Raw genomic sequence first — 25,387 nt, forward strand, 5'->3', positions numbered from 1 at the left:
ACAAGTGCAGACCGATCAGTACGGCCGGACCATCCTGCCGGAAAGACCCGCGCCGAAGCGGCGGGGCCGGGCCGGGTTGCTCGTGCTGGCGGTGGTCCTGGTGGCCGCCGCCGCGGTGGGCAGCTACTTCGCGCGGGCGGCCCGCGAGCCGCTGCCGGTGGGCACCAACGCCGACCTGGCGCAGGCGCTGTGGTCGCTGGACAAGAGCCGCCCGTTCCTCGGCACCCCGGCGCAGGACTGGGCCGAGGGCGAGGCGGCGCTCAAGCTGCCCGAGCCCGTCGCCACCGGTGGGTTCACCGCCAAGCAGGTGGGAACCGCGCTGGGCAAGGTGAAGGAGTTCCTGGTCGCGGGCCGGGTGAACCGGCAGGTGCTGACCGGGGCCGACCTGGAGCCGCTGTACGCGCCGCTCGCGCCCAGCTCCCGTGAACTGGTGCGAGACCAGCTCCGCGAGCCGACGTGGCCGGACTCCTACGCCACCAAGGTCGCACCCGGTTTCCGGTTGCTGCCCGCCGAGCCGAAGATCAACGGCACCATCCGCGTCGAGCCGGGCGCGCAGCGGGGCGAGCTGCTGGTCAAGACGAACCTGGTGTTCTCCTACGCCTTCGACATCGACGACCCGAGCCAGGCGTCGGCGCCGCTGGACGTGGTCACCGGCGCCCGGTGGGACCTCGACTTCACCTACCGGGACGGCACCGGCTGGGCCGCCGAGGACCGCGGCCTCGCCGCCCCGGTGGGCCAGGGGTACACCTATTCGATCGCCTGCGCGCCCGCCAGGCAGGGGCTGCTGGCCCCCGCCTACAGCGATCGCACGGTGAGCACCACCGGTGGGGTGGCGAAGCGGCCGACGGAGTACTTCGACCCGGCCGCTCCGATCACCGGCGAGGAGAGCTGCTAGCGCATGGCTCCGGCGAACGCGGCCATGCGTTCTTCGTAGCCGTCGTCCTGGCCGAACCAGACGGCCAGGAACTCCGCGCCCGCCTCACGCAGGGCCCGGGCGCGGTCCACCGTCGGTTCCAGCCCGTCCCAGGAAATGCGCGTGCCCACCCGGATCGGCCGATCAGCGTGTTCACGCAGCCTCGCCACCTGCCCGGCGAATTCGGCCGGATCGGCGGCGATGCTCTGCCATTCGTCGGCCACCCGTGCCACCCGGCGCAGGGCGGCATCGCTGATTCCGCCGACCATCAACCGCACGTTCCCGCGTGGTCGCGGCTCGAACACACCACCGTCGAAACCGTAGAACCGGCCCTCGAAAGAACGCGCACCGGAGAACAACGCGCGCATCAGGTCGATGGCCTCGTCCGTCCGCGCCCCGCGCGTGGTGAAGTCCGAGCCGACGTTCTCGAACTCCTTGCGGTCCCAGCCGACCCCGAGGCCGAGCGTGAGCCGTTCACCGGAGAGCCGGTCCAGCGTGGCGACCTGCTTGGCCAGCGAGAACGGCTCACGCAGCGGCAGCACCAGCACCGAGGTGCCGAGCCGGATCCGGCTGGTCCGGGCGGCCAGGTGGGACAGCGTGATCAACGGCTCGTACACACCGCCGTAGAAACTGCCGTACTCCTCCGGCGGCAACACGTGGTCGGGCAACCAGGCCGTGTGATAACCGAGTTCCTCGGCCCGCACGGCGATTTCGGCTGGCCTGCCCGGTTCCATTTCCGGCGACTCGTTCGGCAGCACCACTTGGAGGTCCATTGATCAACCAATCTCGGAAAGGAACTTCTGGATCAATTCCAGCCATTTTTCGCGTGCTTCGGCACCAATGTTGTGCCCCGCGTCGACTTCGGCGAGGCGGGCGCCGGGGATTCCGGCGGCCAGCTCGGCCGACAGCGCGGGGGAGGCCAGGCCGTCCGCGAGGGTGGCGATCACCAGCGTGGGCACCGCGATCCCGGCCAGTTCGGCGCGGGTGTCCACCGAGGACACCAGGTCGACGTGCTCCGGGGAGCCCGCGGGGATGAAGGCGGTGAGGTCGTCGAGCGCGGCGTCCAGTTCGGCCGGGCTCAGCGCGTTCAGCGCCCGTTCGCCGGTGCCCATCAGCATCAGGTACTTCGCCAGGAGGCGGCGGTCGCCGGCGTCCAGCAGCCCGCGCCACACCTCGGCGGCCAGCCGGAGCTTGTTGCCGGGGTGGCTGAAGCCCGAGGTGAGGATCAGCCCGGTGACCCGGTCCGGGTGCCGCGTGGTGGCCCGCACGGCGACGCCGGTGCCGAGCGAGTAACCGAGCACGGTGAACCGCTCCACCCCCGCGTCCACCGCGGTGCGGACCAGTTCGTCGGCCACGGCGTCCAGGTCGAGCGGGGTCTCGCTGCGCGGGGTGGCGCCGGAACCGGGGTAGTCCGGCCCGACCACGGTGTGCGTGCGGGCCAGTTCGTCGACGATCGTGCCGAAGTTGCCTTCGATGCTGCCCCCACCGCCGTGGGCCAGCAGCAGGCCGGGGCCCGAACCCCGGACCAGGTGCGCGAAATGTTCAGCCATGCGGTGACGTTAAGCACTCACATCGATGTCAGGGTCAAGCTCACGTGGGGTGGATCTCAATGCTGATCGGGGAACTGTCGGCCCGGACCGGGGTCAGCCAGCGCATGCTCCGCTACTACGAGCAGCAGGGCCTGCTCACCGCGCACCGCGACCCGAACGGCTACCGCCGCTACGACGCGGACTCGGTGACCACCGTGCGCCACATCCGGAAGCTGCTGGAGCTGGGGCTGACCACCGAGGTGATCGCCGAGGTGCTGCCCTGCGCGATCGAGGACCTCGACCGGCTCGACCTGTGCCCGGCGCTGGTGAAGACGCTGCGCCAGGAGCTGGCCGAGCTGGACGCGCGGATCGACACGCTGCGGCGCAACCGCGGTGCGCTCGCCGGATACCTGCCCGCGGTGTGACAGGCTGGCCACCGTGAAGCGGCAACCCCTCCGGCTGGCGATCATCGAAGCGGTAAGGATCCTCGAACGCGCCGGGGTCGCCTCCCCGCGCACCGACGCCGAACTGATCGCGGCCCACGTGCTCGGCGTCGAGCGCTCCCGGCTGCCGCTGGTGCCGCTGGTCGACCCGCCGGTGGTGGAGGCCATCGGGCAGCTGGTGCACCAGCGCGCCAAGCGGGTCCCGCTGCAGCACCTGACCGGCTGGGCGCCGATGGGCCGGATCACCGTGGACGTCGGCGCCGGGGTCTTCGTGCCGCGGCCGGAGACCGAGCTGCTGCTGGAGTGGGGACTCTCGGTGCTCGACGGCCGGGAGTTCCCGGTGGTGGTCGACCTGTGCACCGGTTCGGGCGCGCTGGCGCTGGCCGTGGCGCACGAGCGGCCGGACGCCGTGGTCTACGCCGTCGACGTCGATCCGCAGGCGCTGGCCTGGGCGCGGCACAACGCCGAAGCCAGGGCGGCGGCCGGTGACACCGCGATCCGGCTGTACTCCGGGGACATCGCCGACGGCAGCATGTTCGCCGAACTCGACGGCCTGGTCGACCTGGTGCTGTGCAACCCGCCGTACGTGCCGCCGAGCACCGACGTGCCGCCGGAGGTGGCCGACTTCGACCCGCCGCAGGCCGTCTTCGCCCAGGAGGGCGGCCTCGAGGTGATCCGGTACGCCGTGGCCGCGGGTGCCCGCCTGCTCAAACCGACCGGTGGCCTGGCCATCGAGCACGACGAGACGCACGGCGCGGTGGTGCCCGAGCTGATCGCCGCGCGGCGCGTGCTGACCGACGTCCGGTGCCACGACGACCTCACCGGGCGTCCCAGGTTCACCACCGCCCGTCGCGGCTGAGGGGGCGCAGTAGGCTGCGGGCATGAGCGCGGTGTACGACTGCAGCCAACCCGATTCCCGAGCCGACGGCCTGACCGCGGCGGCCGGCGCGGTCCGCTCCAGCAGGCTGGTGGTGCTGCCGACCGACACGGTCTACGGCATCGGCGCCGACGCCTTCGACGCGGCCGCCGTGCAGTCCCTGCTGCGGGCCAAGCACCGCGGCCCGGACATGCCGGTCGGCGTGCTGGTCGGCTCCTGGTCCACTGTGGACGGCTTGGTGCTCGGCGTGCCCCCGCAGGGAAGGGCGCTGATCGAGGCGTTCTGGCCGGGCGATTTGTCCATTGTGCTCCCGCACGCGCCGAGCCTGCAGTGGGACCTCGGCACCACCCGCGGCACGGTGATGCTGCGCATGCCGCTGCACCCGGTGGCGCTGGAACTGCTGCGCGAGGTCGGGCCGATGGCGGTCTCCAGCGCCAACGTCTCCGGGCAGCCGCCCGCCGCGACCGCGCAGCAGGCCCAGGAGCAGCTCGGCGACTCGGTGGCGGTCTACCTCGACGGCGGCCCCAGCGGTGAGCCCGTGCCGTCGACCATCGTCGACCTCACCGGCGACCAGCCGCTCGTGCTGCGCGAGGGCGCGGTCCGCGTGGACGCGGTGTCCGAAGTGCTCGGCGTCCCCGTGCAGACCGCCTGAACCCGAGAGAACTCCCCGTGCCCCCCACGATCACCCAAGGTCTGCCGATCCGCGAGTACCTGCTCGTCGGGCTCACCGCGGCGGCGCTGACGTTCCTGCTGACCGGTGTGGTGCGCCGGTTCGCGATCAAGATCGGCGCGGTGGCCAATCCCCGCGCCCGCGACGTGCACGTCATCCCGATTCCCCGGATGGGCGGGCTGGCGATGTACTTCGGCGTGGTCGGCGGCATGGCGCTGGCCCACCAGCTGCCGGTGCTGCGGCGGGCCTTCGAGTACTCGCTGGACCCGGTCGGCGTGCTGATCGGCGGCGGGCTGATCGTGCTGATCGGCGCGCTGGACGACCGGATCGAGCTGGACGCCTGGACCAAGCTGGCCGGTCAGGTGATGTGCGCCGGGCTGCTGGTGCTGTTCGGCCTGCAGTGGGTGTCGTTCTGGGTGCCGTGGGGCGAGGGCGACGGGCTCGGCTCGGTGCTGGTGCTGGACAAGAACCAGGGCGGCCTGCTCGCGGTGTTCCTGGTGGTGCTGATGGTCAACGCGATGAACTTCGTGGACGGCCTGGACGGCCTGGCCGCCGGGCTCGGTCTCATCGCCGCCGCGGCCACCTGCGCGTTCTCCCTCGGCGTGCTGCACGACACCGGCGGCGACGTGGGCAGCTACCCGCCCGCGCTGATCGCCGCCGCGCTGGCCGGGGCCTGCCTGGGTTTCCTGCCGCACAACTTCCAGCCCGCGAAGATCTTCATGGGCGACTCCGGTTCGATGCTGATCGGGCTGATGCTGGCCGCCGCGAGCACCTCGGCTTCGGGCAAGATCCCGTACTCGCAGGTGGACCCGACCGACACGCTGGCGCTGCTGTCGCCGCTGCTGGTGGTGGCCGCGGTGCTGTTCGTGCCGCTGCTGGACCTGCTGCTGGCGGTGGTCCGCCGGACGCGTCGCGGGGAGAGCCCGTTCGCCGCGGACAAGATGCACCTGCACCACCGCCTGCTGGAAATCGGCCACTCGCAGCGCCGCGCGGTCATGCTCATCTACTTGTGGGCGGGCGTGCTGGCCTTCGGGGTGGTCTCGGTGACGCTGTTCGACACGGCTGCGGTGTTCTGGTTGGTGGGTGCGGGGTTGCTGCTGGCGATCCTGGTCTCGGCGGTACCGCGGTTGCGGGCCCGGCAGCGGGTTTAGCGGCTTCCGCCGGAGCGACTGCTCGTTGCCCGTGTTGGTGGGGCGCTGGTGTGGTGGCGGTTTCGGTCAGCGGGTTCGGGGGGTGTTCGCTGGGGGAGCTGTGGCGGCTCGCTGCTCGTGTTGGCGGCGCTGGTGTGGTGGCGGTTTCGGTCAGCGGGTCCAGGGGTGGTCGCTCGGGGTTGTGTCGGCTCGTTGCCCGTGTTGGTGGGGCGCTGGTGTGGTGGCGGTCTTGATCAGCGGGTTCGGGGGGTGTTCGCTGGGGGAGCTGTGGCGGCTCGCTGCTCGTGTTGGCGGCGCTGGTGTGGTGCGGTCTCGATCAGCGGGTTCGGGGCGTTCGCTCGTGGTGACTGGGCGGCGGTGTGCTCGTTCGTGGCCCGGTGTGCAGGCTTCCGGTGCCCTCGATGCGGCTGCGGTGTGCTGGTTGGGGTGTCCAGCCGTGTCGGCCGCAGCGACGCCGGCGAAAACCGGGCCGATGCGATCGGCTCGGGTTCGATTCCACTCAGCCGATCACCCGGTGAACAATGGGTGAAATGCTTCGATCGCGACCACTCGCGGCGAGCCGGAATCGCCCGGTTCTACACTGCGGGGGTGAGCGACACCGAAGCGACCGAGTCCGCGACCGCCGCCGAGAAGCCGGACCCGCACGCCGAAGCCGTGCTCAAGCTGGCCGGGGCGATGCAGCGGGACATGCTGGTCGCCGGTGGGGCGGTGGTGGCCGTCGCGGTGGTCGCGGCGACCATCTGGCAGGGGCTGCCGGGCCTGGTCAGCGCCCTGGTCGGCGGGGTGATCGCCCTGCTGTCGGCGCTCGGCACCATCATGATGATGCGCAAGACCGCGAACCTGCCGCCGACCTTCGTGCTGGTGTTCGCCCTCGGTGGTTACGCGGTGAAGTTGTTCGTCCTCTTCGGGGTGATGTTCGCCCTGCGTTACGTGACGTACCTGCACGACCTGTCGGTGGGCCTCACCATGATCGCGGTCATCCTGGTCGCCGCCATCGCCGAGATGCGGGCGTTCAAGCGGACCAAGATCCCGACGATCATCCCCGCCTGACCCACCCCGCCGGAACGCCCTGCTCAAGCCGCTGACCGGCGCTTAGGAGTACGGGCGTACGGCACCGTTCCACCGACTGGTATCGTCCGCGCATGGAGGCGGCGCTCAGGCCGTTCTCCCGGGTCAAAGCCCCGGAACGCGAAGAGGCGCACCAGTCGTACCGCTCCTCTGCCCACCGCGCCCGGCTGGCTGAATCCGGGAAGTCAGGCCCTGAACTACCCACAGTGGTATCCGCCTCCGGGTGCCCGATCCGTGTCGGGTACGTTAAGTCCAGATCGTGACGATTCCCCCGGCGGAGTGAACGCCGGCCGGGAGAACCGGAAGGAGCCCAGTTGGGCGCGCTGGTACTAGCCGAGGGTGGCGAGTTCGTCGCCCCGGGTGCGAAGGACTTCGACCTCGGCCCGATCTTCGGCGAGGGCACATTTCTCACCAAGCCGATGCTGCTGGTCATCCTTTCGGTGATCATCATCGCGGGCTTCTTCATCGCCTCCTCCAGGAAGCTGAAGATCGTCCCCGGCAAGGGCCAGTTCATCGCCGAGTCGCTCTACGACTTCGGGCGGAACAACATCGCCCGCGAGCAGATCGGCTCCAAGGACTTCAAGCCGTACGTGCCGCTGATCCTGTCGATCTTCACCTTCATCCTGGTGAACAACATCTTCGGCATCATCCCGGTGGTGCAGTTCCCGACGATGGCGCACTTCGGGTTCCCGCTGGCGATCTCGGTGCTCGTGGTCTACCCGATCTACAACTACGTGGGCATCAAGCGCCACGGATTCGCCGGCTACATCAAGAACCAGGTGGTCCCGCCCGGCGCGCCCTGGTTCGTGCTGCCGCTGCTGATCCCGATCGAGTTCTTGTCGAAGTTCATCCTGCAGCCTGCCACGCTGGCCCTCCGTGTTTTCGCGGCCATGTTCTCGGGCCACCTGCTGCTGCTGGTCTTCACCCTCGGTGGCGAGTACCTGCTGCTCGAAGCGGGCGGCGGCGTCTTCCCGGTGTTCTCGGTGTTCGGGTTCGGCATGGCCATCGCCATGACCTTCCTGGAAGCCCTGATCCAGGTCCTGCAGGCGTACATCTTCGCCCTGCTCTCGGCCAACTACATCGGCGCGGCGCTGTCCGCCGACCACTGAAAAAGAAGAAACACACAAGCCCCCGATCCGCGCACCTGCGGACCGAGTGAAAGGGAAAACGCAAGTGAGCAACATGGTTCTCGCTCAGGCCGCCGAAGCCGCCGTCGACATCAACCCGGGTCTCGCGGCCATCGGTTACGGCCTGGGCGCCATCGGCCCCGGTATCGGTGTGGGTCTGATCTTCTCCGCCGTCATCAACGGCACCGCCCGTCAGCCCGAGGCCCAGGGCAAGCTGCTCGGCCTCGCGTGGACCACCTTCGCCATCGTCGAGGTGCTGGCGCTGATCGGCATCGTTATGTACTTCCTCGCGGCGGGCTGATCCTTTCTCTCGACGCGTAAGGAGACGCTGTGCTGAACACCCAGATGGTGCTGGCGGCGGAGGGGCCCAACCCCATCGTCCCGCACCCGTCGGAGATCATCCTCGGCCTCATCGCGTTCCTGATCCTGCTGTTCCTGCTCCGCAAGTACGCGGTGCCCCGCTTCGAGAAGCTCTACGAAGAGCGGACGGCGAAGATCGAGGGCGGGATCGAGAAGGCGGAAAAGGCCCAGGCCGAGGCCGAAGAGGCGCTCGAGCAGTACAAGGCGCAGCTGGCCGAAGCCCGGTCCGAGGCCGCGAAGATCCGTGACGACGCGCGGCTGGAAGCCGAGCAGATCAAGGCGGAGCTGCGGGCCGAAGCCGAAGCCGAGCAGCGCCGGATCGTGCAGCAGGGCGAGTCCCAGCTGCAGGCGCAGAAGGCGCAGATCATCGCCGAGCTGCGGTCCGAACTCGGCCGCAACGCGGTCGAGCTGGCCAGCCGGATCGTCGGTGAGTCGCTGGAAGAAGAAGCGCGCCGCCGCGGGACGGTCGACAGGTTCCTCGCCGAACTCGATGCCAACGGTGTGGCCGGAGCCAGGAAGTAGAGACGCATGACGCTGCATGCTGCGAGCCGGGAGGCTCTGGGCCTCGCCGAGACCCGTCTCGGCGAGGTCCTCGGTGAGGCGGGCACCGACCCGTCAGCTGTCGGCGAGGAACTGCTCGCCGTGGTGGCACTGCTCGACCGCGAGCTGGGCCTGCGCCGGGCGGTCGCGGACGGTTCCGCCGCGCCCGAGGCGCGCCAGGGCCTGGTCCGCCGCCTGCTCGAGAGCAAGGTCAGCGCGCCGACCCTGTCGGTGCTCGACGAGGTGGCGGGCAACCGCTGGTCCAGCCCGCGGGAACTGACCGACGGGCTCGAATCGCTCGGCCGGTCCGCGCTGCTGACCAGCGCGGAGCAGGCCGGGAACATCGACACGGTCGAGGACCAGCTGTTCCGGATTTCGCGGATCGTGTCCGGCCAGCCGGAACTCGAGCGCGCGCTGGCCGAGCAGACCGCACCCGCCGAAGCCAAGCGCACCCTGGTCCGCTCGCTGTTCGCGGACAAGGTGGACCCGGTGGTCCAGCTGCTGGCCGAGCAGGTCGTGCTGCGCAACAGGGGCCGGGGCGTCAGCTTCGGGCTGGACGCGCTGGTGGCACTGGCGGCCGAGCGGCGCGAGCGCTCGGTGGCCTACGTGACCAGCGCGAGCGAGCTGACCGACGAGCAGCAGAACCTGCTGGCCGAGAAGCTGCAGCGGATCTACTCCCGGCCGATCGCCCTGCACGTCGAGGTGGACGCGTCCCTGATCGGGGGCCTGAAGGTCCGCATCGGCGACGAGGTCATCGACGGCACGGCCGCGGGCAGGCTGGACGCGCTGCGGCGCCAGCTGGCCTAGCCACGGCACAACTACTTTGCACACTGGCAAGAACGAAGCGAGAGCGGGAACGGACATGGCGGAGCTGACGATCTCCTCGGGTGAGATCGCCCACGCGATCGAGAACTACGTCTCGAGTTACGCCCCGGACGTAAGCCGGGAAGAGGTCGGCGTCGTCGTAGACGCTGGTGACGGTATCGCCCACGTCGAGGGCCTGCCCTCGACCATGGCGAACGAGCTGCTCGAGTTCCCCGGCGGGGTGCTCGGCGTGGCGCTGAACCTGGACGCGCGGCAGATCGGTGTCGCCATCCTCGGTGACTCGGAGTCGGTCGAAGAGGGCCAGCAGGTCAAGCGGACCGGCCAGGTGCTGTCGGTCCCGGTGGGCGAGGGCTACCTCGGCCGCGTGGTCGACCCGCTGGGCAAGCCGATCGACGGCCTCGGCGACATCGAGACCACCGAGCGCCGCCCGCTGGAGCTCAAGGCCGCTTCGGTGGTCGAGCGCCAGCCGGTGAAGGAGCCGCTGCAGACCGGCATCACCGCGATCGACTCGATGACCCCGATCGGCCGCGGTCAGCGCCAGCTGATCATCGGCGACCGCAAGACCGGCAAGACCGCGGTCTGCGTGGACACGATCATCAACCAGAAGGCCAACTGGGAGACCGGCGACCCGAAGCAGCAGGTGCGCTGCATCTACGTCGCGGTCGGCCAGAAGGGCTCCACCATCGCGTCGGTGAAGAAGTCCCTCGAAGAGGCGGGCGCGATGGAGTACACCACCATCGTCGCCGCCCCGGCCTCGGACTCGGCCGGCTTCAAGTGGATCGCGCCGTACACCGGTTCCGCGATCGGCCAGCACTGGATGTACCAGGGCAAGCACGTCCTCATCGTCTTCGACGACCTGTCCAAGCAGGCGGACGCCTACCGCGCCCTGTCGCTGCTGCTGCGCCGCCCGCCGGGCCGCGAGGCGTTCCCCGGCGACGTCTTCTACTTGCACTCGCGGCTGCTCGAGCGGTGCGCGAAGCTCTCGGACGAGCTGGGTGCCGGTTCGCTGACCGGTCTCCCGATCATCGAGACCAAGGCGAACGACGTGTCGGCCTACATCCCGACCAACGTCATCTCGATCACCGACGGCCAGTGCTTCTTCCAGTCGGACCTGTTCAACGCGGGTCAGCGGCCGGCGGTCGACGTGACCATCTCGGTGTCCCGGGTGGGTGGTTCGGCGCAGATCAAGGCGATGCGCAAGGTCTCCGGTTCGCTGCGCATCGACCTGTCGCAGTACCAGGAGCTGAAGGCGTTCTCCGCCCTCGCCTCCGACCTGGACGCGGCGTCGAAGGCCCAGCTGGACCGCGGCGAGAAGCTGTACGAGCTGCTCAAGCAGCCGCAGTACTCGCCGATCCCGGCCGAGGAGCAGGTCGCCATCGTGCACCTGGGCACCAACGGCCACTACGACTCGGTGCCCACCGAGGACGTGCGCCGGTTCAACACCGAATTCATGGACTCGCTCCGCCGCAAGCACGGTGAGGTCCTCGGCCGCATCCGCGACACCAAGCAGTTCGAGGACGCGGACGCCGCGGAACTCGTCGAGGCGATCGAGGAGTTCAAGAAGGGCTTCACCACCTCCGAGGGCCACACCCTGGGAGAGGTCGAGGCGGAAGCGATGGACGCCGACAAGGTCGGGCAGGAGACCGTGAAGGTCAACAAGCCCGCCCCGAAGAAGTAGAGCGCCATGGCCGCACAGCTACGCGAACTGCGGTCGCGCATCCGCGCGACCAAGTCGATCGGGAAGATCACCAAGGCGATGGAGCTCATCGCCACCTCGCGCATCACCAAGGCGCAGGCCCGGGTGGCCGCTTCCCGTCCGTACGCGGAGGAGATCACCAACGTGCTCTCCGCGCTGGCGGGCGGGGCGGCCAACCTCGACCACCCGATGTTGGTCGAGCGGGAGAACCCGCGGCGGGCGGCCGTGCTGATCGTGACCAGTGACAAGGGCCTCTGCGGTGCGTACAACGCCAACGTGCTGCGTGCCGCCGAGGAACTGCTGTCGCTGCTGCGCTCGGAGGGCAAGACCCCCCAGGTCTACGTGATCGGTGCCAAGGGGCTGAACTACTTCCGCTTCCGCGACCGCGAGGTCGCCGACAGCTGGACCGGGTTCAGCCAGCAGCCTCGCTTCGAGAACGCCAAGCCCGCCGCGGAGACGCTGGTCGAGGCGTTCCTGGCCGGCGCGGACAACGAGGGCGAAGGCCCCGGTCCCGACGGGGTGCTCGGCGTGGACGAGATCCACGTGGTCTACACCGAGTTCCACTCGATGCTGACCCAGAAGCCGGTCGCCAAGCGGGTCGCCCCGCTCGAGGTCGAGTACACCGAGGAAGGGCAGGAGGCCCCCAGCGGGCTCCAGTCCTCCTACGAGTTCGAGCCGAGCGCGGACAGGCTGCTCGCCGCCCTGCTGCCGAAGTACATCAACACGCGGATCTTCGCGGCGTTGCTGGAGTCGGCGGCCTCGGAGCTGGCCGCGAAGCGGACCGCGATGAAGTCGGCCTCGGACAACGCGACCGAACTGGTGGACTCGCTCACCCGGGAAGCGAACCAGGCGCGCCAGGCGCAGATCACCCAGGAGATCAGCGAAATCGTCGGTGGCGCTGACGCGCTCGCCGGAGTGGGAAGTGATGATTGATGACTACGACTGAATCCGCTGCCGCCAAGGGCAGGATCGTCTCGGTGACCGGTCCGGTCGTCGACGTCGAATTCCCCCGCGGTGCCGTTCCCGACCAGTTCAACGCGCTGACCGTCGAGATCGAGTTCGAGCAGCTGCGCAAGACGGTGACCCTCGAGGTCGCCAGCCACCTCGGTGACAACCTCGTGCGCACCATTTCGCTCCAGCCGCAGGACGGCCTGGTGCGGGGGGCCGAGGTGACCGACACCGGTGGCCCGATCACCGTGCCGGTGGGCGACAAGGTCAAGGGCCACGTCTACAACGCGCTCGGCGAGTGCCTCGACGAGCCGGGCTACGGCGCCGAGCTGGAGCGGTGGGGCATCCACCGCAAGCCGCCGGCGTTCGACCAGCTCGAGGGCAAGACCGAGATGCTGGAGACCGGCCTCAAGGTCGTCGACCTGCTCACCCCGTACGTGCAGGGTGGCAAGATCGGCCTGTTCGGCGGTGCCGGCGTCGGCAAGACGGTGCTGATCAAGGAGATGATCACCCGTGTCGCCAGGAACTTCGGTGGTACGTCGGTGTTCGCCGGGGTCGGCGAGCGCACCCGTGAGGGCAACGACCTGTTCCTGGAGATGAGCGAGGACGGCGTCATCAACGACACCGCGCTCGTGTTCGGCCAGATGGACGAGCCGCCGGGCACCCGCATGCGGGTCGCGCTGTCCGCGCTGACCATGGCGGAGTACTTCCGCGATGTGCAGAACCAGGACGTGCTGCTGTTCATCGACAACATCTTCCGGTTCACCCAGGCCGGTTCCGAGGTCTCCACCCTGCTGGGCCGGATGCCTTCGGCGGTGGGTTACCAGCCGACGCTGGCCGACGAGATGGGTGAGTTGCAGGAGCGGATCACCTCGACCCGTGGCCGCTCGATCACCTCGATGCAGGCGATCTACGTGCCGGCGGACGACTACACCGACCCGGCCCCGGCGACCACCTTCGCCCACCTGGACGCCACCACCGAGCTTTCGCGGTCGGTGTTCCAGAAGGGCATCTTCCCGGCGGTGGACCCGCTGGCGTCGACCTCGACGATCCTCGACCCGGCGATCGTCGGCGAGGAGCACTACCGGGTGGCCTCCGAGGTCATCGCGATCCTGCAGAAGTACAAGGAGCTGCAGGACATCATCGCGATCCTCGGTATGGACGAGCTGTCCGAGGAGGACAAGCTCACGGTGAACCGGGCGCGCCGCATCGAGCGCTTCCTGTCGCAGAACATGCTGGTCGCCGAGCAGTTCACCGGGCAGCCGGGCTCCACCGTGCCGCTGGCCGAGACCATCGAGGCCTTCGACAAGATCACCAAGGGTGACTTCGACAGCTACCCCGAGCAGGCGTTCCTCGGTATCGGTGGGCTCGAGGACCTCGAGAAGAAGTACCGCGAGATCACCAAGAAGTAGTTCTCGCTCGACGGCGGGGCTGGGTGTCCTCTGTGGACTCCGGCCCCGCCTTCTGGTAGTGGGCCCGGCGCGCGGCGAGCCTGCTATTACACTCAACTACAAGCGCGCCCGATGTGAAGGAGAGCCACGTGGCTGAGATGTCCGTTGAGCTTGTCGCGGTCGAGCGTCGCCTCTGGTCGGGCCAGGCCACCTTCGTGGTCGCCCAGACCACCGAGGGTGAGATCGGCGTCATGCCGGGCCACGAGCCGGTGCTCGGCCAGCTGGTCGAGGGCGGCGTGGTCAAGGTGAACACCACCGACGGTGAGACCTTCGTCGCCGCGGTGCACGGCGGTTTCCTGTCCGTCACGGCCACCGCGGTGATCATCCTCGCGGAGTCCGCCGAGCTGGCCGACGAGATCGACGTGGCCGAAGCCAGGACCGCGCTCCAGCAGGCCGGCGACGAGGCCGAGCGGGCGAGGGCCCAGGCGAGGCTGCGGGCGGCCGGGCAGACGGCCTGAGCGAGCGGGCGAGAGCGGGAGCCGGCCATGGACGCGAGTTTGATCGTTCTGTGGCTCCTGCTGGCCCTGCTGCTGGTCGCGGTCTGGTACGCGCTGCGGTGGGTCCGGATGCGGCGCGGTGGCGGCGTGAGCGTCGCCCTGCGCTGGCGGCCCGATGACAGCCGGGAGAGCTGGCACCTGGGCATCGGCCGGTACGAGGGCGAGGAGTTCGTCTGGTACCGGGTGTGGAGCCTGCGGCTGAAGCCGGACCGGGTGTACCGGCGTGAGCACCTGGAGATCGCCGACCGGCGGGATCCGGAGGGCTACGAGTCCTACGCCGTGCCCGCCGGTTCGAAGGTGCTCCGCTGCGAATCCGGCGGCAAGAACCCGATCGAGATCGCCATGGGCCCCGGCGCCCTGACCGGCTTCCTGTCGTGGCTGGAATCCGCCCCGCCCGGCCGCCGGGTCCACTGGGGCTGAGGGGCCGGTTCCCGGGGCGCCTCCCGCCCCGGAAGCCCGGTGTTCAGGTGCGGTCGCCGCCCGGGGTCCACAGGACGTCGCCGTCCGGGTTGGCCAGGCGGGCCAGGATGAACAGCAGGTCGGACAGGCGGTTCAGGTACTTCACCGCCACCTCGTTCGTGGTGTCCGGTTCGGCTTCGACCAGTGCCCAGCCCGAGCGCTCCGCCCGCCGCGAGACCGTGCGCGCCTGGTGCAGGAACGCCGCGCCGGGGGTGCCGCCGGGCAGGATGAACGAGGTCAGCTTCGGCAACCGCTCGTTGAACCGGTCGCACCACCCCTCCAGCCGCTCCACGTACGCGGGGGTGATCCGCAGCGGCGGGTACGGCGGGTCCTCGACCACCGGGGCGCACAGGTCGGCGCCCACGTCGAACAGGTCGTTCTGCACCGAGCGCAGCACCTCGGTGAGCTCGTCCGGCAGACCACCGACGGCGATCGCCAGGCCCAGCACCGAATTCGTCTCGTCGACGTCGGCGTAGGCCCCCAGGCGCGCCGATGTCTTCGGCACGCGGGAGCCGTCACCGAGCGCGGTGGTGCCGTTGTCGCCGACCCTGGTGTAGACGCGGTTGATCCGTACAGGCATACCGCCGAGGCTAGTCGCTGGCGGCCGCCCCGGCCCGGAAGCGTTGGGCGGTGAAGGCCGGATCGGCCGGGCTCCGCGCTCAGTCAGGCCGCGGCTGACTCCTCGGCAGACGCACCCCTGGTCGGTCGGCGGGGCAGGAACCGCGACCAGCGGTCCTCGGCGGTGGTTCCCGGCCGACGTCTGCCCGTGAGGTGGGCGTCGGTCGGGCGTTGCCCGGCCAGTTCTCGGCGGCTGCTGTGTGGCCCGGAAGTATTGGGTGGTGGAGACCGGATCGGTCGGCGGGCAGGAGTCGTGACCAGCCGTCTTCGGCGGTGGTTCCTAGCCGACGTCTGCCCGTGAGGTGGGCGTCGGTCGGGCGTTGCCCGGCCAGTCGTCGGCGACCGCCCCGGCCCGGAACCCGGGACCGCTCCAGGCAGGACCCGTCCACCGGGCCTCCTTGTGCGGCGGGCATTATTGGCGCTCATGAGCGAGCACTTCGACGTCCATGGCGGCGCCCGGCTGGTCGGTGAGGTCGATGTGGTGGGGGCGAAGAACAGCGTCCTCAAGCTGATGGCCGCGGCCCTGCTGGCCGAGGGCACCACCACGATCACCAACTGCCCGCAGATCCTCGACGTGCCGCTGATGGCGGACGTGCTGCGCAGCGTGGGCTGCGAGGTCGAGCTGGACGGCGGCACCGTGCGCATCACCACCCCCGCCGAGCTGTCGCACCGCGCCGACTCGGCCGCGATGGGCAAGCTGCGGGCCTCGGTCTGCGTGCTGGGCCCGCTGGTCGGCAGGCTGCGCAAGGCCGTGGTGGCGCTGCCCGGCGGTGACGCGATCGGCCAGCGGCCGCTGGACATGCACCAGAACGGCCTGCGCAAGCTCGGGGCCACCAGCACCATCGAGCACGGCTGCGTGGTCGCCGAGGCCGAGGGCCTGCACGGCGCGCAGATCTGGCTGGACTTCCCCAGCGTGGGCGCGACCGAGAACATCCTGATGGCGGCCGTGCTGGCCGAGGGCACCACGGTGATCGACAACGCCGCGCGCGAGCCGGAGCTGGTCGACATCTGCCAGATGCTCACCGAGATGGGCGCCAAGATCGAGGGCGCGGGCACCTCCACGCTGACCGTGCACGGCGTGACGCAGCTGCACCCGACCCAGCACGTGGTGATCGGTGACCGGATCGTCGGCGCCACCTGGGCCTTCGCCGCCGCGATGACCCGGGGTGACCTGACCGTGCGCGGGGTCAACCCGCACCACCTGGAACTGGTGCTGGACAAGCTGCGCCTGGCCGGCGCCGACGTGACCACCTTCGACGACAAGGGGTTCCGGATCGTGCAGGCCGAGCGGCCGACCGCGGTCGACTGGGTGACCCTGCCGTACCCGGGTTTCGCCACCGACCTGCAGCCGTTCGCGGTGGCGCTCTCCGCGGTGTCCGAGGGCACCTCGATGATCACCGAGAACGTCTACGAGGCGCGGTTCCGGTTCATCGAGGAGATGATGCGGCTGTCCGCCGACGCCCGCACCGACGGCCACCACGCCGTGGTCCGCGGGGTCGAGCGGCTCTCCAGCGCGCCGGTCTGGGCCTCCGACATCCGTGCCGGGGCCGGGCTGGTGCTGGCCGGGTTGTGCGCCGACAACGTCACCGAAGTCTGGGACGTCTTCCACATCGACCGCGGTTACCCGCATTTCGTGGAGAATCTGAACCGGCTGGGGGCCCGCATCGAGCGCGTCTCGGAGGTCCCCGACCGGGCCAAGTGATCCGCGAGGGAACGGGGAAACCTGATGGCGTCATTCACGATGACCGAGGAAGAGCGGGAGCGCTTCCTGGCCGGCGTCCACGTCGGGGTGGTGGCGGTGGAGCGGTCCGGCCGCGCGCCGCTGGCCGTGCCGATCTGGTACGGCTACGAACCCGGCGGTGAGGTGCTGCTGTGGACCGGGCCCGACACGGTCAAGGGCAAGCTGATCCGCGAGGCCGGCCGGTTCGCCCTCACCGCGCAGGTGGAGGAGTGGCCGTACCAGTACGTGACGGCCGAAGGGCCGGTCGTCGGCTTCGAAGTGCCCGCGCCCGCCGAGCCGGTCCGCGCGATCTCGATCCGCTACCTGGGGCCGGAGGAGGGGGAGAAGTTCTTCCAGGAGAACTTCAAGGCCGAGGAATCGGCGCTCATCCGCATGCGCCCGGAGCGCTGGCTGAGCACCGACTACCGCAAGGCCTGAGGCGGCTCAGGCTTCGGCGGCCAGCAGGGCGCCGAAGCCGAGCAGCGCGCCGCCGGTGACCGCGTCCAGCGTGCGGCGGACCCGGCGGCGCCGCAGCCACACCCGCACCCGGTGCACGAAGAACAGCAGCACCATCAGCCAGGCGAAGCCGAGCACGCCGACGGTGTAGGCGAGCAGCAGCGCGTCCAGCGTGGTGGTGACCGCCGGGTCGAGGAACTGCGGCAGCACCGACAGGTAGAGGATCAGCACCTTCGGATTGGTCACGTTGGACAGGAAGCCCTCGCGGAACCGGCGGAACCCGCGGGCGCCGCTCATCCCGTCCAGCGCCTGGTAGTCGCCCTTCCAGGCGCCACGCAGCGCCTGGAAGCCCAGGTAGCAGAGGTAGGCGACGCCGAGCCACTTGAGCGTGAGGAACAGCGGCTGGGAGTGCGCGATCACCGCGCCGAGGCCGAGCGCGGCGGCGCTGCCCTGGAGCAGGTTGCCGACGAGGATGCCGGAACTGGCCACCAGGCCGCCGCGGAACCCGCCGGCCACCGAGTTCTTCAGCACCACCATCGTGTCCGGCCCGGGGGCCAGCACGACCAGCACCACCACGGCCAGGTAACTGCCGTACACGCTCCAAGTCACAGTGGCTGAGGCTAATGGGTGAACCAGGCGTTGAGCCCGCGGTTTTCGGTCACAGTCGTCCGGACGAATATGTTACCGATGAGTACACTCGCGGAAACGCCCACTCCGGGAGGTAGCCGTGCCCTATCCCACCGACCGCGAGCGCGACCGGCCCTGGGTGATGCGCACCTACGCCGGGCACTCCTCCGCCGCCGCGTCGAACGAGCTGTACCGCCGGAACCTGGCCAAGGGGCAGACCGGCCTTTCGGTCGCCTTCGACCTGCCCACGCAGACCGGTTACGACGCCGACCACAAGCTCGCCAAGGGCGAGGTCGGCAAGGTCGGCGTGCCGGTGGCGCACCTCGGCGACATGCGACGGCTGTTCGACGGCATCCCGCTCGCCGAGGCCAACACCTCGATGACCATCAACGCGCCCGCCATGTGGTTGCTGGCGCTCTACGTCACCGTGGCGAAGGAGCAGGCGGAAGCCGAGGGCCGCGACGTGGACGAGGTGCTGGCGAAGCTGACCGGCACCACGCAGAACGACATCATCAAGGAGTACCTCTCCCGCGGCACCTACATCTTCCCGCCGGGCCCCAGCCTGCGGCTGATCACCGACGTGATCGCCTGGACGGTGCACCACGTGCCGCGCTGGAACCCGATCAACATCTGCAGCTACCACCTGCAGGAAGCGGGTGCGACGCCGACGCAGGAGGTCGCCTACGCGTTGTGCACGGCGATCGCGGTGCTCGACGCGGTCCGCGACTCCGGCCAGGTCGAGCCGTCGGACATGGCCAAGGTGGTCGCCCGGATCTCCTTCTTCGTCAACGCCGGCGTGCGGTTCGTCGAGGAGATGTCCAAGATGCGCGCGTTCACCGCGCTCTGGGACGAGATCACCCGTGACCGCTACGGCGTCGAGGACCCGAAGGCCCGGCGGCTGCGCTACGGCGTGCAGGTCAACTCGCTGGGGCTGACCGAGGCGCAGCCGGAGAACAACGTGCAGCGCATCGTGCTGGAGATGCTGGCCGTGTCGCTCTCGCGTGGCGCGCGGGCCAGGGCGATCCAGCTCCCGGCGTGGAACGAGGCGCTCGGCCTGCCCCGGCCGTGGGACCAGCAGTGGGCCCTGCGCATGCAGCAGGTGCTCGCCTACGAGACGGACCTGCTGGAGTACGAGGACATCTTCGACGGCTCGCACGTGATCCAGGCCAAGGTGGACGAGATCGTCGCCGGGGCGCGGGCGGAGATCGACCGGGTGCTGGAGCTGGGCGGGGCGGTCGCCGCGGTGGAGAGCGGCTACATGAAGTCGCAGCTGGTGGCCTCCTTCGCCGACCACCGGCGCAAGGTGGAGTCCGGGGAGCGGGTGCTGGTCGGGGTCAACAGGTTCGACACCACCGAGCCGAGCCCGCTGCAGGCCGAAGGTGCGAAGGCGATCGAGACGATCGATCCGGTGGTGGAGAAGCAGGCCGTCAGCGCGCTGGAGCAATGGCGGTCCACCAGGGACAACAAGGCTGTCGAGCAGTCGCTGGCGAACCTGCGCGCGATCGCGAAGACCACGGAGAACCTGTTCGACGCCACGCTGGCCTGCGCGGCGGCCGGGGTGACGACGGGGGAGTGGTCGGGTGCGCTGCGCGAGATCTTCGGCGAGTACCGCGCCCCGACCGGGGTGAGCGCGGCCTCCGGTTCCGGGGGGTCCGGCGAGCAGCTGGCGCGGGTGCGCGCGCGGGTCGCCGGAACCGGGGAGGAACTCGGCGAACGCCTGCGCATCCTGGTCGGGAAGCCGGGGCTGGACGGGCATTCGAACGGGGCCGAGCAGGTCGCCGTGCGGGCGCGGGACGCCGGGTTCGAGGTCGTCTACCAGGGCATCCGGCTCACCCCGGAACAGATCGTCGCCGCCGCCGTGCAGGAGGGCGTGCACGTCATCGGGCTGTCCGTGCTCTCCGGCTCGCACCTGGAAGTGGTGCCGGAGGTGGTCGACGGGCTGCGGGCGGCCGGGGCCGGTGACGTGCCGGTGATCGTCGGCGGCATCATCCCGCCCGACGACGCCAAGCTGCTCACCGATCGCGGCATCGCGCGGGTGTTCACGCCGAAGGACTACGAGCTGACCGAGATCATGGACGAGATCGTGACGGTGATCCGGGAGTCACGCGGGCTCGGCTGAGTGCTGGTGCCACGGCACCAGCACCGGCTCGCCGCCGTACTCGGCGAGCCCTGCTTCGGGCAGCGGCGGCCGGGTGCCGGGCAGGACGCGACCGGTGAGCCGCAGCGCCGGGGCGTCGGCCAGCGCGGCGACGATCGGGTTCGCCGCCATCGCGCCGGTGCCCGCCGCGATGAACCGCAGGCCGATCTGCCTGCCGTGGTGGAGCAGTTCCAGCAGCGGCGCCAGCTCGTCGGTCGCCGGCGGCGTCGAGTCGTAGTCGTCGACCACGAAGAACAGGTCCGGGCCGTGCCAGTCCTGGCCGAGCCGCTTGCGGATGGAGGTCACCGCGTCACCGACGACGGTGCGCAGCTCCTCGGGTGTGGTCGCGTAGGCGAGCAGCCGATCCGGCTCGACCAGCCCGCGCAACCGCCGGCGGAAGTCGGCCACGATGACCACCGCCTCCGCGACGGTGTAGCGGTTCATCACGCCCCGGAGCACCGTGCGCAGCACCGACGTGCGGCCGGTCCGGGGACCGCCGAAGACCAGCAGGTGCGGTTCGGCGGTGAAATCGAGTTCCAGCGGGGCGGAGAACTCCCGCGGCAGCACGAACGGGATGCCGTCGCCTTCGTGGTGCTCGCGGACCACGTCGTAGGTGACCGTGCCCAGCGGCGGCCACAGCGGCCGGGCGGGATTGCCGTGCGCCTTCATCAGCTCACCCAGTTGCCCGAGCCGGCCCGCCGGCACCCGCGCCAGCTCGAACCGCGCCGGGAGCTGGGTGAAGTCGCTCTTGAGGTAACCGTTCCCCGGCAGCGCGGGCAGCGGCGCCACGTCCGGCACACCGAGGATCTGGTGTTCCGTGGCGGGTGTGGCCCCCGGCAGCGCGATGCGGCCGGGCGCGAAGGCGTAGAGCCCGCGCAGCGCGCCGGTGGGCGGGGTGCGGCTGGTCAGCAGCAGGTGCACCCGCAGTTCGTCGCCGAGCTGCGCGGCCCGGAGCAGGCTGTCGGCGAGCAGCGGTTTGCGGGTGCTCGCCTCGCCGATCTCGTCGGCCACCACGACCAGCGCCGGTGCCTTGTCGAGGTCGCCGGACGCGCGCAGCCGGAGGCGGTGGCGGACCTCGTCGTCGAGCAGGTCGATGAACTGGTCGGTGTCACGGGCGACGCCGGCCACGTGCGGCAGTGCCGCCAGGCCGTCGGCGGTGCCCGCCAGCAGGAAGTTCAGGCATTCGGGGGAGTTGCGCACGGCCAGTCCGGTGACCGCGGTCCGCACCAGCTCGGACTTCCCGCTGCCCGGCATGCCGACGCAGATCCAGTGCGCGGCCAGGTCGAGTTCCACCGGTTCCCCGGTTTCCCCGTGGCCGAGCGGGGTGCGCAGGTCGAGCCCGGTGCTCCACGCGGTGCGGAGCGCCGGTGGGTGGCCGGGGTCGTCGGGGTCGTCGACCCCGAGCAGCTCGAGCAGCACGTGTTCAGCCTGCCACAACGCGCGGTGGTTGAGGGTGTTCGCGGCGCCGCCTACGGTCGGGTGTCATGGGCGAGTACCAGCACCTGAGCCACGAGCAGGACGGCGACACCGTCACCATCACGATGAACCGGGCGGCGCGGCGGAATTCGCTGTCCGCCGAGCACCTCGGCGAACTGCTCGCGGCGTTCCGCGAAGCGGGGAGCTCCGAGGCGACCGGGATCGTGCTGGCGGGGGCCGGCCCGGTTTTCTCGGCGGGGCACGACTTCGGCGACGTGGCGGCGCGTGACCTGACCGGGGTGCGGGAGCTGTTGCAGTTGTGCACCGAGCTGATGCGCACCATCCAGTCGGTGCCGCAGGTGGTGATCGCGCGGGTGCACGGCCTGGCGACGGCCGCCGGGTGCCAGCTGGTGGCTTCCTGCGATCTGGCGGTCGCCGCCGAATCGGCCGGTTTCGCCCTGCCCGGCGGCAAGGGCGGCTGGTTCTGCCACACCCCGGCGGTGCCGGTGGCCAGGGCGATCGGGCGGAAGCGGCTGATGGAGCTGGCGCTGACCGGTGACGTGGTGGACGCGGCCACCGCACTGGACTGGGGCCTGGTGAACCGGGTGGTGCCGGACGCCGAACTGGACCGGGCGGTGGCCGACCTGCTGGCCAGGGCGACGCGGGGCAGCCGGGCGAGCAAGGCGCTCGGCAAGCAGACGCTGTACGCGCAGCTGGACCGCCCGGAGGCCGACGCCTACGCGATCGCGCTGGAGGTGATGGCCGCGGCGTCACAACTGCCGGGGGCCAAGGAGGGCATGGCCGCCTTCCTGGAAAAGCGCCAGCCGGTCTGGCCGGACTGAGAAAAGCGGGGGCGTGCGCTCACCCCCAGCAAGCGCACGCCCCCGGAGCTCGGCAGGACTAACTGATAAAGCTGTCGTTGGCCCAGCCGGTGCCGAGCTGCATCTGGCCGGAGAACCAGGTGAGCCCACCGGCCTCGGTGGTGTGGTTGAGGAACGCCACCAGCTGGCCGTTCGCGGTCAGCCTGCCGACCAGGTCGGGCTTGTCATCGGCGTCGACGTCCTTGATCTCGAACGCGTTCGCCAGGCTCCAGCCCTCGCTGAGGATCTGGTACTCCGGCGCGGCCGCGGCCTTCGCTTCAGCGCCCTTCGCCTCCGGGGCGGCGACGGCGTCGGTCACCGCGCGCTTCGGCGTGGGGCCGCTCGACTTGGCCGCCGGCGCGGGCTGGCCGTAGTAGGCGACCAGGGCGTCGCCCTGGCGGACCACCCAGTCGCTGATGCCGTCGAAGTTCAGGTCGGCGATGTCGAACTGGTCGATGTCGCCCCAGCCGGTGCCCATCTCGATCTTCGAGCTGACCACGATCTTGCCGTTCTCGATGCCGGTCAGCCAGACGAACATCTTGCCGGTGCTGATCTCCCGCGCGGTGACGTCGACCAGGCCGTTGCCGTCCTCGTCGTAGAGCACCTTCTGGTCGAAGAAGTTCCAGCCCCAGCCGCCGAACTGCTCGGTGCCGTTCAGCGTGCCCCACGGGTTGCCCGCGCTGTAGGTGCCGGAGTGCTTGTGCGCGGTGAGCACACCGTTGACCTCGGCGAGCACGTCGGGCTTGCCGTCACCGGTGACGTCACCGGCGGAGAGCCAGTGCGCGTTGTTCCAGCCGTTGTTGATCGGCACCGACGCCCCGTAACCCGCCATGGGCCACCACGGGGAAACGGCCAGCTGCCCGTTCGGCTTGCGGCTGAGCAGGTCCTCCGAGCCGTCGAGGGTGAAGTCCCGGTCGCGGCCGGAGAACGGTCCCTCCGGTGCGGCCGAAGCCGCCGGCGCCAGTGCCAGCGCGGTGAGCACCGCGGCGGTGATGCCGATGACCGAATTGCGCAAAGACATACTCGTCCTTTGGTTCGAATAGCACGGGTGTTCGAACACTGCCCCTGACCAGAACCAATCTACACGAACTTCACCTTGCTGTGGATCGATTTACCGGCAGGGTGGACCGATTTCAAGCTGGGCTGAAACCGCCGGTCCAGGAGCAGGTCAAGGACTTTGTGAGCTATTCGAAACTACTTGACAGCAATTGTCTTCAATGTCCGCGCAGGCGGAGCAATGCGTATGCGGCAATTGTCGGAGCGTCGGTTATTTCCCCACTGAGGATCATTTTCTCGAACTTCTCGCGGGTGAACCACTCGGTGTGCATGTCCTGTTCTTCGAGTTCCCGTTGCGGCGGCCCGGTGCGCAGTTCGGTGGCCAGGTAGACGCGCCCGCGCTGGCTGGTCAGCCCCGGGGCCAGCGCCAGCCCGCCCAGTTCGGTCATCGACCCGGCTTCGAGACCGGTCTCCTCGCGGAGTTCGCGGGCGGCCAGCTCGGCCGGGTCGACGTCCGCGTGGTTCGGCGCGGTGCCCTGCACGAATTCCCAGGTCCGGGCGCCGAGCGGGTACCGGTACTGCTCGACCAGGTGCAGCCGGTCCTCCTCCGCCGGGATGACCAGGGCGAATTCCGGCTTGTCCACCACGCCGTAGATGCCGGCGCTGCCGTCCTCGCGGCGGATGTCGTCCTCGCGCACGGTCATCCAGTTGTTGCGGTAAACCTGACGGGAGCTGATGCGTTCGATCACCCGCCCAGTATCGGGGTGTCTGCCGGGCGGGGGTCGGTGTTGGCCTACCCTTCGCCGGGTGCGTCTTGTCATCGCTCGCTGCCAGGTCGACTACGCCGGCCGCCTCACCGCCCATCTGCCGATGGCCACCCGGCTGCTGCTGATCAAGGCCGACGGCTCGGTCTCGATCCACTCGGACGACCGCGCCTACAAACCGCTGAACTGGATGAGCCCGCCGTGCTGGCTGATCGAGGACCGCGACATCTGGACCGTGCAGAACAAGGCGGGCGAGAAGCTGGTGATCAGCCTCGCCGAGATCCTGCACGACTCGGCGCACGAACTGGGCGCCGAACCCGGCCTGGTCAAGGACGGTGTCGAAGCGCACCTGCAGGAACTGCTGGCCGAGCACATCAGCACCCTCGGCGAGGGCTACTCGCTGGTGCGGCGGGAGTTCCCGACCGCGATCGGCCCGGTCGACATCATGGCCCGCGACGCCGATGGCGTCTCGGTGGCGGTGGAGATCAAGCGCCGCGGTGAGATCGACGGGGTCGAGCAGCTGACGCGCTACCTGGAACTGCTCAACCGCGACCCCCTGCTCGCCCCGGTGCGCGGGGTGTTCGCCGCGCAGCAGATCAAGCCGCAGGCCCGCACGCTCGCCGAGGACCGCGGCATCCGCTGCCTCACCCTCGACTACGACAAACTCCGGGGCACCGATTCGGACGAATTCCGCCTGTTCTGATCGGCCCCCGCGGCTGACGGGCCACGCTCACCCGGCTCGCCCGCCAGCTGCTCAGCCGGGCAGCTCTCCAGGCAACCCGGGCTGTGGCCCGCCTCGCTGATCGGACTGCCACGTCCCGGCCGGGCGGTTCTCCGGACACCCGGGCGGCCGCTCGCTCCGCTGAGCGGGCGGCCACGTGCCCGACCGGGCAGCCACCCGGCTCGCCCGCCGAGGGGCCACGTGCCGGCGATGTGACCGATCAGGCAATTTTCCGGGCGAGCGGCCCAACTCCCCGCCGTCACGTGCCCGACCGGGCAGTTTCCCCGGGCAATCCGGGCAGTCACCCGCCTCGCCCGCCGTGCCTCCACGTGCCCGACCGGGCAGTTCCCCGGCAACCCGGACAGCCGCTCGCGCGGGTGCCCGTCGCCCGTTCTCGCGCTGATCTGCGGATCCAGCCCCGGAGTCGTACGCTTCCCGCGACTGGCGGTCGTTGAGTTGCGTTCGGTTGGCGGGGCGGCGCTGGAGAAACCTCCCCTGTACCGGTTAAGCCTGATGCA

The 25,387-nt window shown here is 70.1% G+C and carries 27 protein-coding genes; 20 read left to right on the top strand and 7 right to left on the bottom strand.

Features of this window, described 5'->3' with window-relative positions; translation table 11 throughout:
- Positions 1–4 precede the first annotated feature (4 nt).
- Entirely contained in the window at positions 5–895 is an 891-nt protein-coding gene (locus AC07EG_RS36930; protein ID WP_478257913.1) for a hypothetical protein, read from the top strand.
- Here the strand turns inward: AC07EG_RS36930 and AC07EG_RS36935 are convergent.
- Together AC07EG_RS36935 and AC07EG_RS36940 are read right to left on the bottom strand one after the other, a co-directional pair.
- Positions 892–1,686, bottom strand: a complete 795-nt coding sequence (locus tag AC07EG_RS36935) for a TIGR03619 family F420-dependent LLM class oxidoreductase (RefSeq protein ID WP_478257914.1) — start codon at positions 1,684–1,686, stop codon at positions 892–894. The two genes, AC07EG_RS36930 and AC07EG_RS36935, sit on opposite strands and share 4 nt — an antisense overlap.
- Before the next feature lie 3 nt (positions 1,687–1,689).
- Complete coding sequence (locus AC07EG_RS36940) at positions 1,690–2,463, bottom strand: alpha/beta fold hydrolase (RefSeq protein WP_478257915.1); 774 nt, start codon at positions 2,461–2,463, stop codon at positions 1,690–1,692.
- A 59-nt stretch (positions 2,464–2,522) separates the two neighbouring features.
- On the opposite strand from AC07EG_RS36940, the gene AC07EG_RS36945 reads away from it, so the two are divergent.
- The 14 genes from AC07EG_RS36945 (at position 2,523) to AC07EG_RS37010 (ending at position 14,515) form a co-directional block, all read left to right on the top strand.
- A complete protein-coding gene (locus AC07EG_RS36945) occupies positions 2,523–2,867 on the top strand; it encodes a MerR family transcriptional regulator (RefSeq protein WP_478257916.1) in 345 nt (114 codons plus the stop codon).
- Between the two features lie 13 nt (positions 2,868–2,880).
- Entirely contained in the window at positions 2,881–3,744 is an 864-nt protein-coding gene (gene prmC, locus AC07EG_RS36950; protein WP_478257917.1) for a peptide chain release factor N(5)-glutamine methyltransferase, read from the top strand.
- Between the two features lie 22 nt (positions 3,745–3,766).
- A complete protein-coding gene (locus tag AC07EG_RS36955) occupies positions 3,767–4,414 on the top strand; it encodes an L-threonylcarbamoyladenylate synthase (RefSeq protein WP_478257918.1) in 648 nt (215 codons plus the stop codon).
- Between the two features lie 17 nt (positions 4,415–4,431).
- Complete coding sequence (locus AC07EG_RS36960) at positions 4,432–5,583, top strand: glycosyltransferase family 4 protein (RefSeq protein ID WP_478257919.1); 1,152 nt, start codon at positions 4,432–4,434, stop codon at positions 5,581–5,583.
- Positions 5,584–6,171: 588 nt separating this feature from the next.
- The gene (locus AC07EG_RS36965; protein WP_478257920.1) at positions 6,172–6,633 is read left to right on the top strand and encodes a hypothetical protein; all 462 of its coding nucleotides are present in this window, start codon (positions 6,172–6,174) and stop codon (positions 6,631–6,633) included.
- 332 nt (positions 6,634–6,965) lie between these two features.
- Positions 6,966–7,760, top strand: a complete 795-nt coding sequence (atpB, locus tag AC07EG_RS36970) for a F0F1 ATP synthase subunit A (RefSeq protein ID WP_478257921.1) — start codon at positions 6,966–6,968, stop codon at positions 7,758–7,760.
- Between the two features lie 64 nt (positions 7,761–7,824).
- A complete protein-coding gene (locus tag AC07EG_RS36975; protein WP_478257922.1) occupies positions 7,825–8,079 on the top strand; it encodes an ATP synthase subunit c family protein in 255 nt (84 codons plus the stop codon).
- Between the two features lie 29 nt (positions 8,080–8,108).
- Positions 8,109–8,660: a F0F1 ATP synthase subunit B gene (locus tag AC07EG_RS36980; RefSeq protein ID WP_478257923.1), complete on the top strand. Its 552-nt coding sequence runs from the start codon at positions 8,109–8,111 to the stop codon at positions 8,658–8,660.
- Between the two features lie 6 nt (positions 8,661–8,666).
- The gene (locus tag AC07EG_RS36985; protein WP_478257924.1) at positions 8,667–9,485 is read left to right on the top strand and encodes a F0F1 ATP synthase subunit delta; all 819 of its coding nucleotides are present in this window, start codon (positions 8,667–8,669) and stop codon (positions 9,483–9,485) included.
- A 55-nt stretch (positions 9,486–9,540) separates the two neighbouring features.
- Complete coding sequence (atpA, locus tag AC07EG_RS36990) at positions 9,541–11,181, top strand: F0F1 ATP synthase subunit alpha (RefSeq protein WP_478257925.1); 1,641 nt, start codon at positions 9,541–9,543, stop codon at positions 11,179–11,181.
- A 6-nt stretch (positions 11,182–11,187) separates the two neighbouring features.
- The gene (locus AC07EG_RS36995; RefSeq protein WP_478257926.1) at positions 11,188–12,132 is read left to right on the top strand and encodes a F0F1 ATP synthase subunit gamma; all 945 of its coding nucleotides are present in this window, start codon (positions 11,188–11,190) and stop codon (positions 12,130–12,132) included.
- Positions 12,132–13,559, top strand: coding sequence for a F0F1 ATP synthase subunit beta (gene atpD / locus AC07EG_RS37000; protein WP_478257927.1), 1,428 nt, complete (start codon positions 12,132–12,134; stop codon positions 13,557–13,559). Before AC07EG_RS36995 ends, atpD begins: the two co-directional genes overlap by 1 nt.
- Before the next feature lie 137 nt (positions 13,560–13,696).
- Positions 13,697–14,056, top strand: coding sequence for a F0F1 ATP synthase subunit epsilon (locus AC07EG_RS37005; protein ID WP_478257928.1), 360 nt, complete (start codon positions 13,697–13,699; stop codon positions 14,054–14,056).
- A gap of 27 nt (positions 14,057–14,083) precedes the next feature.
- On the top strand, positions 14,084–14,515 hold the full coding sequence (locus AC07EG_RS37010) for a DUF2550 domain-containing protein (RefSeq protein WP_478257929.1): 432 nt from the start codon (positions 14,084–14,086) through the stop codon (positions 14,513–14,515).
- Positions 14,516–14,558: 43 nt separating this feature from the next.
- Here the strand turns inward: AC07EG_RS37010 and AC07EG_RS37015 are convergent, their stop codons facing one another.
- The gene (locus AC07EG_RS37015; protein ID WP_478257930.1) at positions 14,559–15,134 is read right to left on the bottom strand and encodes a cob(I)yrinic acid a,c-diamide adenosyltransferase; all 576 of its coding nucleotides are present in this window, start codon (positions 15,132–15,134) and stop codon (positions 14,559–14,561) included.
- A 462-nt stretch (positions 15,135–15,596) separates the two neighbouring features.
- On the opposite strand from AC07EG_RS37015, the gene murA reads away from it, so the two are divergent.
- Both murA and AC07EG_RS37025 read left to right on the top strand, forming a co-directional pair.
- Entirely contained in the window at positions 15,597–16,874 is a 1,278-nt protein-coding gene (gene murA, locus AC07EG_RS37020; protein ID WP_478257931.1) for a UDP-N-acetylglucosamine 1-carboxyvinyltransferase, read from the top strand.
- A 24-nt stretch (positions 16,875–16,898) separates the two neighbouring features.
- Positions 16,899–17,330, top strand: coding sequence for a pyridoxamine 5'-phosphate oxidase family protein (locus tag AC07EG_RS37025; protein ID WP_478257932.1), 432 nt, complete (start codon positions 16,899–16,901; stop codon positions 17,328–17,330).
- Positions 17,331–17,336: 6 nt separating this feature from the next.
- On the opposite strand, the gene AC07EG_RS37030 is transcribed toward AC07EG_RS37025, so the two are convergent.
- Entirely contained in the window at positions 17,337–17,957 is a 621-nt protein-coding gene (locus AC07EG_RS37030) for a LysE family translocator (protein ID WP_478257933.1), read from the bottom strand.
- A 118-nt stretch (positions 17,958–18,075) separates the two neighbouring features.
- On the opposite strand from AC07EG_RS37030, the gene AC07EG_RS37035 reads away from it, so the two are divergent.
- A complete protein-coding gene (locus tag AC07EG_RS37035) occupies positions 18,076–20,094 on the top strand; it encodes a protein meaA (RefSeq protein ID WP_478257934.1) in 2,019 nt (672 codons plus the stop codon).
- Here AC07EG_RS37035 and AC07EG_RS37040 read toward each other — a convergent pair.
- On the bottom strand, positions 20,077–21,531 hold the full coding sequence (locus AC07EG_RS37040) for an FtsK/SpoIIIE domain-containing protein (RefSeq protein WP_478257935.1): 1,455 nt from the start codon (positions 21,529–21,531) through the stop codon (positions 20,077–20,079). The genes AC07EG_RS37035 and AC07EG_RS37040 overlap by 18 nt on opposite strands.
- Positions 21,532–21,596: 65 nt before the next feature.
- Between AC07EG_RS37040 and AC07EG_RS37045 the strand changes: the two genes are divergently transcribed.
- Positions 21,597–22,370, top strand: a complete 774-nt coding sequence (locus tag AC07EG_RS37045; protein WP_478257936.1) for an enoyl-CoA hydratase-related protein — start codon at positions 21,597–21,599, stop codon at positions 22,368–22,370.
- 58 nt (positions 22,371–22,428) lie between these two features.
- Here the strand turns inward: AC07EG_RS37045 and AC07EG_RS37050 are convergent, their stop codons facing one another.
- Together AC07EG_RS37050 and AC07EG_RS37055 are read right to left on the bottom strand one after the other, a co-directional pair.
- A complete protein-coding gene (locus tag AC07EG_RS37050; protein ID WP_478257937.1) occupies positions 22,429–23,409 on the bottom strand; it encodes a hypothetical protein in 981 nt (326 codons plus the stop codon).
- A gap of 193 nt (positions 23,410–23,602) precedes the next feature.
- A complete protein-coding gene (locus tag AC07EG_RS37055) occupies positions 23,603–24,088 on the bottom strand; it encodes an NUDIX domain-containing protein (protein ID WP_478257963.1) in 486 nt (161 codons plus the stop codon).
- 103 nt (positions 24,089–24,191) lie between these two features.
- On the opposite strand from AC07EG_RS37055, the gene nucS reads away from it, so the two are divergent.
- The gene (gene nucS / locus AC07EG_RS37060; protein WP_478257938.1) at positions 24,192–24,851 is read left to right on the top strand and encodes an endonuclease NucS; all 660 of its coding nucleotides are present in this window, start codon (positions 24,192–24,194) and stop codon (positions 24,849–24,851) included.
- Positions 24,852–25,387 lie beyond the last annotated feature (536 nt).

This window comes from Amycolatopsis sp. NPDC045836 (assembly GCF_056431745.1).